The sequence below is a fragment of the Pseudomonas sp. KCJK9000 genome (assembly GCF_046230725.1).
Taxonomy (GTDB): Bacteria; Pseudomonadota; Gammaproteobacteria; order Pseudomonadales; family Pseudomonadaceae; genus Aquipseudomonas; species Aquipseudomonas promysalinigenes.
On record NZ_JBJJLN010000003.1, the window covers coordinates 149,790 to 162,730 of the forward strand.

Consider the following 12,941-nt stretch of genomic DNA (forward strand, 5'->3'; position numbering starts at 1 on the left):
GCTCGGCAATTGAAGTAAATGGTAGTGATTCTAATTTACTTTAATCGCCGAGCCAATACTGAGCGCAGGTGGGGTATGCCGACCTTAACGGGTCGCCACGACGAATAAGCGTGGGAATGGGAGCAATACCTTGCCGTCGGTCGATAGCGGATAGTCACGCTGCATGGCCTGCAGGTACATCTGCAGAAAATCCACCTGCTCGTCAGCCTCGAGTTTGCTCAAGTACGGCCGCAACGCCGAGCCCTTGAACCACTCCACCACTGCCTCGGCGCCACCCTGCAGCGGATGATGATAGGTGGTGCGCCACACGTCGACCCGTGTGCACAGTGGGCTGAGCAGGTCGTAGTAAAAAGCAGCATTGTGCCGCGGTGGAAGGCTGAAATCGCTGAACTTGCCCGCCCAGGGGCCACGCCCGGCCATCTCGCGCAGCTGCCGATGTGCCGGTTCATCAAGGTTGTCCGGGGTTTGCACGGCCAGGCTGCCGCCTTCGTTCAGCTGGCGCACCAGGTGCGGGTACAGCGAGCCGTGGTCGGGCACCCATTGCAGCGAGGCATTGGCCAGAATGAGGTCCTGAGGCTCTGGGGCGGCCCAGCCAGCGATGTCGGCGATCTCGCAGCGCACCCGCGGAATCAGCAAGCGCTTGCGCTGGCGTGCCTTCTCGATCATGTCGGGGTCGCTGTCCAGCGCGACCACCAGCGCATCTGGACAATGCTGCAACAGCACTTCGGTGGAATTGCCCGGCCCGCAGCCCAGATCGGTGGCATGGCGCACCGGCCTTGGCGGCACGGCGGCCAGCAGGTCGCGCACAGCGCGCGTACGTTCATCTTCGAACAGCGAGTACTGGGTGGCGGACCAGGCCATGGGCGGCTCCTTCTGAGGGCGATGCTGTGAGCATACGCCATGTAGCCAAGCCAATGGGCCTGAACTGTGCGTCTATGCTTGTAGTCATTCCCTGTATGCGCATGCCGATGAAAATCTTTCTGGCTCTGGCCATCGTGGCATTGATTGCCGCCGCCGCACTGCTCGGCTCACCCTGGATGAACCAGCGCTTTCACATGCCGGCAGAAAAACACCAGGCCCAGCAACGCGAAACGGCCGGGTCCACGAGGGAGCCGGCCGCTTCCAACAGCGAGTAAGGCTTAGTGCTGCTGCTTGCCAGAGCGGATCTGGTGGACCACGCCCATCGCTACCACCAGAGCAGCGGCGATGCCGGTAGAGATCACCAGAATCTGGTAGTCAGGCATGAAAGCCATGGTCACCAGGGCAGCGATGATGAAAGCGATCACCAGATAAGTCAGCCATGGGAACAGCCACATCTTAAGGCGCACTTCCTTGCCTTCGGCGATCAGCTTGCGGCGCATGCGCAGTTGCGAGAAGGCGATGACCAGGTACACCAACAGGGCAATCATACCGGTGGTGTTCATCAGGGTTTCCAGCACGTCTTTGGGGCGCAGGGTCTCACTGAAGTTGATCAGCGCGCAGACCACCGCCACCATGCAGGAGCCGATGATGGCGTATACCGGCACACCGGTACCGGCGCGGGTGATCTTGAAGAACGATGGCGCATCACCTCGCTGGGCCAGGGAGAACAGCATGCGCGAAGCAGTGTAATGGCCCGAGATCAGGCAACTGCTCACCGACGTCAGCACCACGAAGTTCATCAGCAGTTCTGCGTGCGGCACACCCAACAGCTCCAGGGTGCGGCGGTACGCGCCGTAGCCGGAAACGCCCAGTTGCGGGTCGTTCCATGGCACCAGGCAGACGATCAGGAAGATCGAGCCCACGTAGAACAGGCACACTCGCCATACCACCGAGTTGGTGGCTTTGACGATCTGGGTAGCAGGGTCCTTGGCTTCGGATGCGGCGATGGTGACGATCTCGGCACCCAGGAAGGCGAACATCACCCCAAGCAACGCACCGATCACGGTGGTGATGCCATTGGGCATGAACCCCTCGGCGGTCAGGTGGGTGATGCCCCGCACCTCACCGAACTGCCAGATGTTCATCACTGCGGCGGTACACACCACCAGGAAGCAGACGATCGCCACGACCTTGATCAGCGCAAACCAGAATTCGAACTCACCGTAGTGCTTGACGTTGAAGAAGTTGACGGTGATCAGCAGCAGTGTGGTGGCCAGCACGAACACGTTGACGCTGACGTCGGGGAAGAAGCCATGGAGGATCTTGCCTGCCACGTACGCTTCCCAGGCCATCAGGATGACCCAGTACCACCAGTACAGCCAGCCGATGGTGAAGCCGGCCCAACGGCCGATGGCACGGTCAGCATAGGTAGAGAACGAGCCGGTGTCGGGCGAGGATGTCGCCATTTCGCCGAGCATGCGCATGATCAGCACCACCAGGATGCCCCCGGCCAGGTAGGCCAGTACGGCCGCTGGGCCGGCGCTGTGGATCACGCTGCCAGAGCCGACGAACAAGGCGCCGCCGATCACCCCAGCGATCGACATCATCGTCAGGTGGCGCGACTTGAGCGAGGCACTGAGCTTGCTCTCGTGCTCGCCTTTGGCGGAGGTGGTTGTGGATGTTGCGTCCATCAGTTGTGTACCCCGTGCTTCTTTTTATCCAAGGAAAACTGTGAAACCCCGATGGCTCTCGGTTTCACCTGTACATCAGTGCTAATGCGGGCAGGATGGTGTGCATAGACACACGCAGGCCTTCCGTGGCGGCCTGCTGACGCGCCCCAGGTGGCACCTGAGGCGAACTGAACATGCTTTGTGTGGCGCTATCTGCAACCTAATGTAAAAATGTCCGGCGTAGAGAGCCATGCACAGTGGCATGAATCTCGCACTGCACTGTACAGGCCGCCAATGCAATACACCCCATTGGCGCCTGGCGTTCCGCACCCTGAAGGCCCCTAATGTTCGAACTACATCCAGACGCTTCCACGCCGTTGGTCAATCAGATCATTGACGGCCTGCGCGAGCTGATCGATAACCAGACCCTCAAGCCCGGCGCCAAGGTGCCATCTATCCGGGCGTTCGCTGCGAGCTACTCGGTGAGTACCTTTACCGTGGTAGAGGCGTACGACCGGCTGGTGGCTCAAGGTCTGCTGGTGAGCAAGGGCAATGCTGGGTTCTTTGTCAATCGGGCCGCAGCGGAACTGCTGGACACTCACAGCGCCGAGGCCGACGCCACTCGACCATCGTTCAACTCCGAATGGTACCTGCAGCAGATCTTCGAAACCCGCCAGCTGCCGTTCAAACCTGGTTGTGGCTGGCTGCCCAATGAATGGATGTACGAGGAAGGTTTGCGCCGCGGCCTGCGTCAGGTGGCCGGCAGCCCGCTGGAACTTTCAGGCTACGGCGACCCGATGGGCCTTCCAGAGCTACGGGCGCTGACGGCGCAGAACCTGCAGCAGGAGCTGTCGATCGTCTGCAACCCGGCGCAGCTGATGTTGACCCACGGTGCCAGCCAGGCACTGGACCTGGCCGTGCGCACCTTGGTAAGGCCGGGTGATGTGGTGCTGGTGGACGACCCAGGCTACCCCAATCTGATGAGCATCTTGCGTACCCAAGGGGCAACACTGGTCGGCGTGCCACGCACCCCGAACGGCTATGACCTCAATCAGCTGGAACAGCTGCTGACGCACCACCGCCCTACCGCGTTCTTCACTCAGCCGCACCTGCATAGCCCGACCTGCTCACGCACCCCGCTGCCACAGCTGCACCGCTTGCTGCAGTTGGCCAGCCAACACGGCTTCCGCCTGGTGGAAAACAACCTGTATGCCGACATGGTCGCCGAGCCGCAACCCTGCCTGGCCAGCCTCGACCATCTGCAGCAGGTGGTGTACGTGGGCAGCTACTCAAAGAGTATTTCGCCCAATGTCCGGGTCGGCTATTTGCTGGCCAACCCGCAGTTGTCACAAAACTTGCTGCACCTGAAGATGCGCTCGGGGCTGACCACCTCCCAAGTGATGGAGCGCGTGGTGTATGCCGCGATCATCGACGGGCGTTGGCGCAAGCACCTCAAGCGTCTGCGCCAGCGGCTGGCCGACGCGCATCAGGCCGTTGGCCGGCATTTGCATCGGTTGGGCTTCGAGCTGTTCACCGAATCGGATGAAGGCATGTACATCTGGACCCGGCATCCGGCCATTTTGGACAGTGCTGCTTTGCTGGACGATGCCTTGGAGAAAGGCATCATGCTCGGGCCCGGGCAGTTGTTCATGGTCGATGCCCAGGCCACCGGGTGGATGCGGTTCAATGTGGCGTTCAGTACGGATCCGGCGATGTGGGAGCTTTTGGAGAAAGTGCTGGTCAAGCATGTGAGGCGCGGTGGGGCAAGGTAGCAGCCTTTGCCAAATGGTGCCCACAGCCAGTTGAGCTGTTCAGCCGAAACCAGCAAAAAGGGCGGCACTGCCGCCCAGTAATCAGCAAATGTTTCAGGAGCTGTTAGGTTGCCGATTATCGCCAGTCAGCCTTTTGCGCAAAGAACGCCCGCGCATTCGCCTCCAAACTCTCCAGGTGATACCCCCCCTCCTGCACAATCACACATGGCAAACCCAACGCCCGAATCCGCTCACCCAATGCCGCAAACCCCTGCGTCGTCACCGCCACCTTGCTCTGCGGATCCAGCTCATAGATATCGAACCCAAGTGACAACACCAGCACCTGGGCACCAAAATCCTTCACCGCATCCAGCGCAATCTGCAACTGCCCCATGAAGTCTGCCTCGCTAGCCCCGTGCGCCATCGGCAGGTTGAGGTTGTATCCCGTCCCCGCCCCCCTGCCGCGCTCGTCCTCGAACCCGGCAACTGCAGGGTAGAAGTTGGTCGGGTCACCATGGGTCGACACGTACAGCACATCGTCGCGTTCGTAGAAGATCTCTTGAATCCCCTGCCCGTGGTGCATGTCGGTATCGAGTATCGCTACGCGGCTGTAGCGGCTGCGCAGGGCCTGGGCCGCCACGGCAGCATTGTTGATGTAGCAGAATCCACCCGCCGCATCCAACCGCGCATGGTGCCCTGGTGGCCGGCACAAGGCATAGGCCGCCGGCTCACCATCGAGAATGGCCTTGGCGGCAGCCACTGCGCTCTGCGCCGACCAGTAGGCCGAACGCCAGGTATTTTCCCCTATCGGGCAGCTGCCATCCGCCAGATAGCGCCCAGCCTGGGCGAGGATGCCGCGCAGGGCGTTGGGCTCGCGCACGAAGATGTTGGACATCACCTCTTCGCCCCAGTCCTCGGGCACTTCCTTCCAGCGCGCATGGGCCTGTTCGAGAAACGCCAGGTAGGCCTGGCCATGGACTGCCTTCAGCGGCTTGAGGCCTGCGTCTTCGGGCTGGCGGATGTCAAAATCCAGGTTCTTGACGGCGTGGAGCAGATGCCGGGCACGGTCGGGGACTTCCTGTGGGGTACGCATGGCGCCGCGCGAGTAGTAGCTGCGCGGATGGTGCAACAGCTGTTCGGGGTGAAAGTAGCAACGCATCAGGCTTCTCCTTGTGCGACCTGGCCGGCGCGGGCCAGCACGGCATTGAGCAGCACGTCGACACCCTGGCGGGCATGCTCGGGCAAGACGTCTTCGGCTTCGTTGTGGCTCAAGCCGCCGACGCAGGGGATGAACACCATCGCCGTCGGGCAATAGCGGGCCAGCAGGATGGCGTCGTGGCCCGCACCGCTGACGATGGTCTGTTGCGCGTAGCCCAGGCCGTCCACCGCCTGCTGCACGGCGGCCACGCAGTCAGGGTCGAACGGGGTGGCCGGGCTGGCCCAGTGGCGCTCGATACGAACCTGCAAGCCGCGCTGGCTGGCGATGGCCTGTAGCTTCAAGGCCAGGTCGCGCTCCATGGCCTCGATGGCGTCATCGCGGTGGTGGCGCAGGTCGACGGTAAAGCGCAGCACACCGGGGATGGTATTGCGCGAGGACTTGGCGATCGTCAGTTCACCCACGGTGGTCAGGCCGTGCGGCGCATGATCAGCCGCCAACCGCTCGACCGCTTGGATCATCTGCGCAGCACCGTAGAGAGCGTCCTTTCGCAGCGGCATCGGTGTGGTACCGGCGTGAGCGGCCATGCCTTGGACTGTGACGTCCAGCCAGCGGATAGCCTGTCCACCACTGACCACACCGATGGCCTTGGCATTGTCTTCAAGGATCGGGCCTTGTTCGATATGTGCCTCGAAGTAGGCATCGACCTGGCCGCCCAGCGGGCGCTGACCGGCATAGCCGGTGCGCTGCAACTCGTCGGCGACGCTGATACCATCGGCATCACGTATGGCCAGCGCCTCCTCCAGGGCCAGGGTGCCGGTGAACACCGCCGAGCCGAACATGGCCGGGGTGAAGCGGGCGCCCTCTTCGTTGGTCCACACTGCGATTTCCAGCGGCTTGCGGGTGTGGATGTTCAGGTCGTTGAGGCGGCGCACCACCTCAAGGCCAGCCAGCACCCCATAGACACCATCGAAACGGCCGCCTTCGGGTTGGGTGTCGAGGTGGCTGCCCATCATCACCGGCGCGGCGCCCGGGTCGCTACCGGCGCGACGCGCGAACAGGTTGCCGATGGCATCCACCGACAGCGTCAGGCCCGCCTCGCGGCACCAGTGGCTGAACAGTTCGCGACCGGCTTTGTCTTCGTCGCTCAGGGCCAGGCGGCAGCTGCCGCCACGGGCCGTGGCGCCGATTTCGGCCATGGCCATCAGGCTAGCCCACAGGCGTTCGCCATTGCTTTTCAACATGTGCGGGTACTCCAGAATCAGGTGGATCGATCAGACCAGCCCTAGGCGCTGGCTACGGGCGTACTGACGCGCCAGGGCGAGCACGCAGACCAGCGAAAGGGTGGCGATCAGCGTGTAGAACACGGCCATCGGCCACCATTGGCCAGTGAAACTGTGGGCCAGCCAGGTACCGATCACCGGGGTCAGGCCACCGGCAAGGGCACCGCATACCTGGTAGGCCAGTGAAATCGCGGTATAGCGCACCCGGGTTTCGAACATGCCGCTGACATAGCCGGCGATCACCGCGTAGAACGACGCCATGCACGCTGCAGCCAAGGCGATGCCGAGCACGATCAGCGGGCCTTGGCCGGTGCTGACCAGCACGAACATCGGGTACGGCGAGGCCATTGCCAATCCTGCGACCAAGGCCAGGAAGCGGGTGGCACCAAGCTTTTCCGACAGCCAGGCGGCCAGCGGCTGCACGCAGAACTGGATGACGGCCACGAAGAACAGGCATTCGAGGATCAGCGAGCGCTCAAGGTGCAGTTGCTGGGTGGTGTAGCTGATCATGAAGGTGTTGGTGAAATAGACCCCAGCGATACCCAAGGTATTGGCACCCATGCAAAGCAGCAGTGGGCGCCAGGCGGTGCGCAGCACCTCCAGTACTGGCGCCTGCTCGGCGAGTTTGGCTCGGGCCGCCTGCTCGCGGCTGGCGATGAATTCTGGCGACTCGTTGACCCCTAGGCGAATCGCCAGGCCCACCAGCAGCAACAGAGCGCTGGCCAGAAACGGCACACGCCAGCCCCAACTCATCAATTCTGCTTCTGGCAGGCGAGTCACCGCACCAAATGCCAGCAGCGACAAGATCAGGCCTGCCGGGCTGCCCAGCTGGGCGAACGAGGCGAAGAAATTACGCCGGCCCGTCGGCGCATGTTCGCCAGCCATCAACACCGCCCCGCCCCACTCGCCGCCCACGGCGATGCCTTGGACCACGCGCAGGATGATCAGCAGCACCGGAGCGGCAGCGCCGATCTGCGCATAGGTCGGCAACAGGCCGATGCACACGGTGACGATGCCCATCATCAACAGGGTGATGACCAGCGACTTCTTGCGGCCAATGCGGTCGCCCATGTGGCCGAACACGATGCCGCCCAGTGGCCGGGCAAAGAAGCCCACGGCGAAGGTGCCGAACGCGGCCATGGTGCTGAACAGGCTGTTATCGGAGGGGAAAAACAAGGCACCGAACACCAGGGCGGCAGCGGTGGCGTAAATGTAAAAGTCGTACCACTCGATCATGGTACCGATGAATGCGGCGGCGGCAGCACGGCGCGGTTGGGGCGAAGCGGCGGGCTTCATGGGGGGCTCCTTTGCTTGTTTTTTTGGCAGGAGTTGACGGGGGTCACGGTGACGCTCTGGTGGCGCTTGGGCTTGCGGCCGGTGTTGGGTGCTTTCGGGGTGAGCTCGCTTGCGCTACAGCGGGCTCGGGGCTGACTCGCGAAGCATCCAACACCAAGGCCACAGGCCTGAATGACTATGATTTATCGTGCTGAGGCTATGATTAGTCAATTTTCTATTTATTATTCGCATTATTAGCCCTGTTTATCATCGAGTCTGCCATGCCCGACCGTCTACTCAACGACCGTCTCGATTGGAACCTGCTGCGCACCTTTCGCGTCATCGGCCAAGAGCTGTCCATCAGCCGTGCCGCCGCGCGCCTGCACCTGACTCAACCTGCCGTCAGCCAGGCGCTCAAACGCCTTGAAGAGCAGCTTGGGCGCCAGCTTATCGCTCGCCGAGGCCCACGCTTTGTATTGACCGAAGTGGGCGAGCAGCTTTTTCAACTGGCCGGCGAGGTCTACGGCCAAATGTCACAAATCGGCGGCCTGCTGGAGCAGCCGGCCGATGAACTGGTGGGCAGGGTGCGCTTGCTGATGATCAGCCGCATCGTCAGCGCGCGCTTCGATGACATGCTTGCGGATTTCCACCGCCAGCACCCCAGGGTCGATCTGGAAATCGATGTGATGCGCAGCTCCGACATCGTCGCTGCCCTACAGGAGAAGACCGCCACCGCCGGGCTGAGCCTCTATCGCCGACCGCAGCCACGGCTGGAGCAGCGGCTATTCCTGCGCCAGCGTTATGCGTTTTTCTGCGGCAAGCATCACGCGTTGTTCGGCCAGCCTGAGGGCAACCTGCAGCGGGAGAATTTCGTTAGTTTCACCAGCGACCAGATCGGCGGGATGCTGTCGCCGCTCGCCATCTTCCGCGATCAGCAGGGCTTTTCCGGGCGGATCGTGGCGTCTTCGCCAAGCCTTGAAGAAGTGCGGCGGCTGGTGATTGCCGGGTTCGGCATCGGTTGCCTGCCTGAGCATGTGGTGGCAGCGGATGTAGCGGCTGGTTTGCTGTGGAAACTACCACCGGTGGAGGGCATCGCCGATGTGGATATCCACTTGTTGTGGAACAAAGACCAAAGGTTGAGCCGCGCCGAAGTGCTGTTCATCGAGGCGCTGCAGCACAGCCTGATAGAAGCCAATCCTTGAGCCATCCGCAACACTGCACACCGCCAATCCGGCTGAACTTGGATCCACTTGGTCAAAAGAGTATGCTGGCGAAGTAGCCAATTGCCATCATCCAGTTACCCGTCGTAGCTGGTGTTCAAGGACGAAGCTCTGTGCCCAGCCATCCAACCCGCCACACCATCGCCAGACAATGGCAGCTGCTCAAACTGCTCCCCGACCGCCATCCCGGAATGAGCTCCACGCAGTTGCAGGCCGCGCTGGCACGGGCTGGGCACAAGACCAGCAAGCGCACCGTGGAGCGCGACCTCAACGAGCTGGCAATGCTGTTCCCGCTGCACTGCAATAGCAAAGGCATGCCTTACGGCTGGTATTGGCAGCCCGGCCTTAGCTTGAACGGCGCAGAGCAGCTACAGCCGGACGCGCTTTGCCCATCCCAGCAGATCGAGCTGCATGCCTGGGTCGATGATGGCTTGGCCCGTCGCCTGGAAGGCCAGCCGCTGTCCGCTGACATGCATCTTGACCACCAAGATGAAGGCGGAGCAATGCTCGCGGCCACGGTCCAAGACAGCCGAGCGCTGATGGGCTGGCTGCTCTCCCAGGCCAGCTCGATCAAGGTGAAAGCGCCAGAAACGCTGCGCCTGTCATTGATCGCACAGCTTCGCCAGAGCCTGGCCCTGAACGACGAAGGGCATTGAGCGCTTGGGTTGCCCCCAGGTGCTACTGCTCGGCCAGCGCAGTGAAATGTCATACAGCACGAACCGTACACCCTTACGGTGAGGGGCTAGCGGCATCACTAGCATTGGCACTCCTTCGATCAAGCGAGTGCCATTTCCATGTTCATGAACCCTTCCCGCTACCCCGCGCTGACGCTGTTGTGCGCCAGCGTGTTTGCAAGCCCAGCACTGCTGGCCATGCCCCTGACCCGCGATAACGGCGCGGCGGTGGGTGAGAATCAGCATTCCCTGACCGCAGGTGCCGCCGGCCCGACCTTGCTGCAGGATGTGCAACTTATCCAGAAGCTGCAACGATTCGACCGCGAACGGATACCCGAGCGTGTGGTGCATGCCCGTGGTACGGGGGCCCATGGCGAGTTCACCGCCACTGAAGACCTGTCTGCACTGACCACAGCGCCGTTATTTACCCCAGGTGAAAAAACGCCAGTGTTCGTGCGCTTTTCGTCGGTAGTACACGGCCTGCACTCGCCGGAAACCCTGCGCGACCCGCGCGGTTTTGCCACCCGCTTCTACACTTCGGCGGGCAACTGGGACCTGGTTGGCAACAACTTTCCAACGTTCTTTATCCGCGACGCCATCAAATTCCCGGACATGGTCCATGCCTTCAAGCCAGACCCGCGCAATAACCTGGGCAACGATGCCCGGCGCTTCGACCTGTTCTCGCACATGCCAGAGGCCACTCGCACCCTGACTTTGCTGTACTCCAACGAAGGCACACCGAAAAGCTACCGATACATGGATGGCAACAGCGTCCATGCCTACAAGTTCGTCAACGCCCAGGGCGAGCCCACCTACGTGAAGTTTCGCTGGAAGAGCCTGCAAGGCCGGGAAAACCTCGACCCCAAGGCTGTTGAACAGATCCAAGGCAAGAACTTCAGTCACATGACCGAAGACTTGGTGGGCGCCATTGCCACTGGCGACTACCCCAAGTGGGACCTGTACATCCAGACACTGCGCCCCGAGCAGCTGGGCGATTTCGATTTCGACCCGCTGGATGCCACCAAGATCTGGCCTGACGTGCCCGAGCGTCGGGTTGGGCAGATGGTGCTCAACCGTAATGTCGGAAACTTTTTCCAGGAAACCGAGCAGGTCGCACTGGCACCTTCGAACCTGATCAAGGGCATCGAGCCCTCCGAAGACCGGTTGTTGCAGGGCCGGCTTTTCGCCTATGCCGACACCCAGATGTACCGTGTAGGTGCCAACGCCGGTAGCCTGCCGATCAACCAGCCACGGGTGCGGGTCAACAATGGCAATCAGGACGGTGCGCTGAACCCCAATCGGACCCGCGACATGGTCAACTACCAGCCCAGCCGCCTACAGCCGCGCAGCACAAGCGACTCGGCGCGCCACAGCCAACTGGCCTTGAGCGGCAGCACTCAGCAACAGGGGATCAGCCGCGAGCAGAACTTCAAGCAGGCCGGTGAGCTTTACCGCGCCTATTCGAAAAGCGAGCAACGCGACCTGGTCAACAGCTTTGGCCAATCGCTGATGGCTGCCGATGACCAGAGCAAGCACATCATCCTGTCATTCCTGTACAAAGCCGATGCCGACTATGGTGCTCGGGTAGCGAAGGTAGCTGGCGGCGACTTGAAGCGGGTCAAGATGTTGGCAGCAGACCTGCAGGACTGAGCTCAGCAGCCCCTGCCAAACGGGTCCGGTAACTGCCGGGACTGTACCCGGTCCACTTCTTGAACGCTCGGTGGAACGCGCTGGGCTCCTGAAAACCTGCCTGCTCGGCAATTTCAGCGATGCTCAGCGTACCGTCGCGCAGGCGCTCGAAAGCCATTGCGCGGCGCACTTCATCCTTGATCTGCTGATAGGAGCGCCCTTCTCGCTCGAGCTGGCGGCGGAAGGTGCTGGCACTGACCCCTTGCTGCTCGGCCATGACTGCCAATGTCGGCCATTGCCCATAGTGCCGGGCGCGCAAGTGCCGGTAGACCTTGGCTACCAGGCCACTGTTATTGCGAAAACGAATGACCAGGCCTTGTGGCGCACTGCGCAAGAAGGTCTTCAACGCTGGTAGGTCTTGTATCACGGGCAGGCGCAGCCATGCACTGTCGAACTCGACCTCGGTGCGCCCACTGCCCAGGCGCAGGTCCGGCCCCCACAGCAGCGCGTCATCGTCCTGGGGCGGGCGCGCCACTGCCAGCTCGGTGCGGTCGATGCTGATGCGCCGCCCGGCCAGCCAGCACAACAGCCCGATCACCAGCACCAGATAGGTTTCCTCGGCGTACACCCGGGTCAGCGGGTCGGTGATCTGCGATTGCACACTGATCACCGCGCGCCCTGCGCGCAGCGTCAGGCTGCCACGCAGGTCGCGAAGGAACAGGGCAAAGCCGCTCATGCACTGGCGCAAGGCCTTTTCCAGGTTCGGCTCATGAATCAAACCACGGCAGATCAGGGCAAAGCTGCCCAGCGGCATGCCGTGGCTATCCAAGCGAAAGAACTCGTCGCCCAGCAGCTCGATCATTTCCAACCACAGGCGAGCGAAAGCCTTGGCCGGCACCCGCCCTTGTGGCTGGCCAAGCACGGCAGGGTCGATGCCCACATCCCGCAGGCGGGCCTGGAGCAGTTCAGGTTGGTCGCGCAAGGCGTGCAGCATGGCATTGAGAAAATACACCGCGACCGTATCGCTATCGCGCATCGCGCAATTCCCTGTCTATGCTGAGTGGCAAAAAATGCCAGGTTGACTGAACAGATCCGGCATAGGCCGCGACGCAGCCTTTGCCTAGACTCGGACCCACCTCGGGGGCCGCCGGCCATTCTCGCAGAGCCTGGCCCACCCCCGCCATGCCTTCGCAATCGGAGCTTCTATGAGTAGCGCAGAAATCTACGTCGTCAGTGCCGTGCGAACCGCCATCGGCGGTTTCGGTGGTAGCCTCAAGGAACCCGCGGTTGGCGGGGCTGGCCCCGCCGCAAGCCCCCGCCCCCGTGGGGGGTGGGGGGGCGGGGCCGCGCGGAGCCGGGCCGTCGTAAATGGCACAGCCAGTCCCCCGCGCCCCCCCCGCGCCGCTCCGTCCCGGGGGGGGG

General features: G+C 62.3%; 11 protein-coding genes. 5 read left to right on the top strand and 6 right to left on the bottom strand.

Annotated elements, in window-relative coordinates; all coding sequences use genetic code 11:
* Window positions 1–84: 84 nt before the first annotated feature.
* Complete coding sequence (gene tam / locus ACK59H_RS02840; protein WP_409264238.1) at window positions 85–861, bottom strand: trans-aconitate 2-methyltransferase; 777 nt, start codon at window positions 859–861, stop codon at window positions 85–87.
* 95 nt (window positions 862–956) lie between these two features.
* Here tam and ACK59H_RS02845 point away from each other — a divergent pair, with 95 nt between their 5' ends.
* Entirely contained in the window at window positions 957–1,136 is a 180-nt protein-coding gene (locus ACK59H_RS02845) for a hypothetical protein (protein ID WP_060479124.1), read from the top strand.
* Window positions 1,137–1,139: 3 nt separating this feature from the next.
* On the opposite strand, the gene ACK59H_RS02850 is transcribed toward ACK59H_RS02845, so the two are convergent.
* A complete protein-coding gene (locus ACK59H_RS02850; protein WP_060479125.1) occupies window positions 1,140–2,552 on the bottom strand; it encodes an amino acid permease in 1,413 nt (470 codons plus the stop codon).
* 323 nt (window positions 2,553–2,875) lie between these two features.
* On the opposite strand from ACK59H_RS02850, the gene ACK59H_RS02855 reads away from it, so the two are divergent.
* Complete coding sequence (locus ACK59H_RS02855) at window positions 2,876–4,303, top strand: PLP-dependent aminotransferase family protein (RefSeq protein ID WP_060479126.1); 1,428 nt, start codon at window positions 2,876–2,878, stop codon at window positions 4,301–4,303.
* Window positions 4,304–4,418: 115 nt separating this feature from the next.
* Here ACK59H_RS02855 and ACK59H_RS02860 read toward each other — a convergent pair whose 3' ends face one another.
* Genes ACK59H_RS02860 through ACK59H_RS02870 form a run of 3 tightly spaced genes read right to left on the bottom strand, consistent with a single transcriptional unit; the run spans window position 4,419 to window position 8,017 of the window.
* Window positions 4,419–5,441 (bottom strand): histone deacetylase family protein, encoded by a 1,023-nt coding sequence (locus ACK59H_RS02860; RefSeq protein WP_060479127.1) that lies wholly within the window; start codon window positions 5,439–5,441, stop codon window positions 4,419–4,421.
* Entirely contained in the window at window positions 5,441–6,682 is a 1,242-nt protein-coding gene (locus tag ACK59H_RS02865) for a Zn-dependent hydrolase (protein ID WP_060479128.1), read from the bottom strand. The genes ACK59H_RS02860 and ACK59H_RS02865 overlap by 1 nt, the downstream gene beginning before the upstream one ends.
* A gap of 30 nt (window positions 6,683–6,712) precedes the next feature.
* Window positions 6,713–8,017 (bottom strand): MFS transporter, encoded by a 1,305-nt coding sequence (locus ACK59H_RS02870; protein WP_060479129.1) that lies wholly within the window; start codon window positions 8,015–8,017, stop codon window positions 6,713–6,715.
* Between the two features lie 260 nt (window positions 8,018–8,277).
* On the opposite strand from ACK59H_RS02870, the gene ACK59H_RS02875 reads away from it, so the two are divergent.
* The 3 genes from ACK59H_RS02875 (at window position 8,278) to ACK59H_RS02885 (ending at window position 11,540) form a co-directional block, all read left to right on the top strand.
* Window positions 8,278–9,198 (top strand): LysR family transcriptional regulator, encoded by a 921-nt coding sequence (locus ACK59H_RS02875; RefSeq protein WP_060479130.1) that lies wholly within the window; start codon window positions 8,278–8,280, stop codon window positions 9,196–9,198.
* Between the two features lie 131 nt (window positions 9,199–9,329).
* Window positions 9,330–9,872 (top strand): WYL domain-containing protein, encoded by a 543-nt coding sequence (locus tag ACK59H_RS02880; protein ID WP_060479131.1) that lies wholly within the window; start codon window positions 9,330–9,332, stop codon window positions 9,870–9,872.
* Window positions 9,873–10,016: 144 nt separating this feature from the next.
* Window positions 10,017–11,540, top strand: coding sequence for a catalase (locus ACK59H_RS02885; RefSeq protein WP_081016672.1), 1,524 nt, complete (start codon window positions 10,017–10,019; stop codon window positions 11,538–11,540).
* Here the strand turns inward: ACK59H_RS02885 and ACK59H_RS02890 are convergent.
* A complete protein-coding gene (locus tag ACK59H_RS02890) occupies window positions 11,509–12,555 on the bottom strand; it encodes an AraC family transcriptional regulator (RefSeq protein ID WP_060479132.1) in 1,047 nt (348 codons plus the stop codon). The genes ACK59H_RS02885 and ACK59H_RS02890 overlap by 32 nt on opposite strands.
* Between the last annotated feature and the right edge of the window lie 386 nt (window positions 12,556–12,941).

What these genes read in the sequence shown, in the direction of transcription:
- ACK59H_RS02870 (WP_060479129.1), bottom strand. Translation starts at nt 8,017, where the DNA reads ATGAAGCCCGCCGCTTCGCCCCAACCGCGCCGTGCTGCCGCCGCCGCA.
- ACK59H_RS02875 (WP_060479130.1), top strand. Translation starts at nt 8,278, where the DNA reads ATGCCCGACCGTCTACTCAACGACCGTCTCGATTGGAACCTGCTGCGC.
- ACK59H_RS02865 (WP_060479128.1), bottom strand. Translation starts at nt 6,682, where the DNA reads ATGTTGAAAAGCAATGGCGAACGCCTGTGGGCTAGCCTGATGGCCATG.
- ACK59H_RS02860 (WP_060479127.1), bottom strand. Translation starts at nt 5,441, where the DNA reads ATGCGTTGCTACTTTCACCCCGAACAGCTGTTGCACCATCCGCGCAGC.
- ACK59H_RS02845 (WP_060479124.1), top strand. Translation starts at nt 957, where the DNA reads ATGCGCATGCCGATGAAAATCTTTCTGGCTCTGGCCATCGTGGCATTG.
- ACK59H_RS02890 (WP_060479132.1), bottom strand. Translation starts at nt 12,555, where the DNA reads ATGCGCGATAGCGATACGGTCGCGGTGTATTTTCTCAATGCCATGCTG.
- ACK59H_RS02885 (WP_081016672.1), top strand. Translation starts at nt 10,017, where the DNA reads ATGAACCCTTCCCGCTACCCCGCGCTGACGCTGTTGTGCGCCAGCGTG.
- tam (WP_409264238.1), bottom strand. Translation starts at nt 861, where the DNA reads ATGGCCTGGTCCGCCACCCAGTACTCGCTGTTCGAAGATGAACGTACG.
- ACK59H_RS02850 (WP_060479125.1), bottom strand. Translation starts at nt 2,552, where the DNA reads ATGGACGCAACATCCACAACCACCTCCGCCAAAGGCGAGCACGAGAGC.
- ACK59H_RS02855 (WP_060479126.1), top strand. Translation starts at nt 2,876, where the DNA reads ATGTTCGAACTACATCCAGACGCTTCCACGCCGTTGGTCAATCAGATC.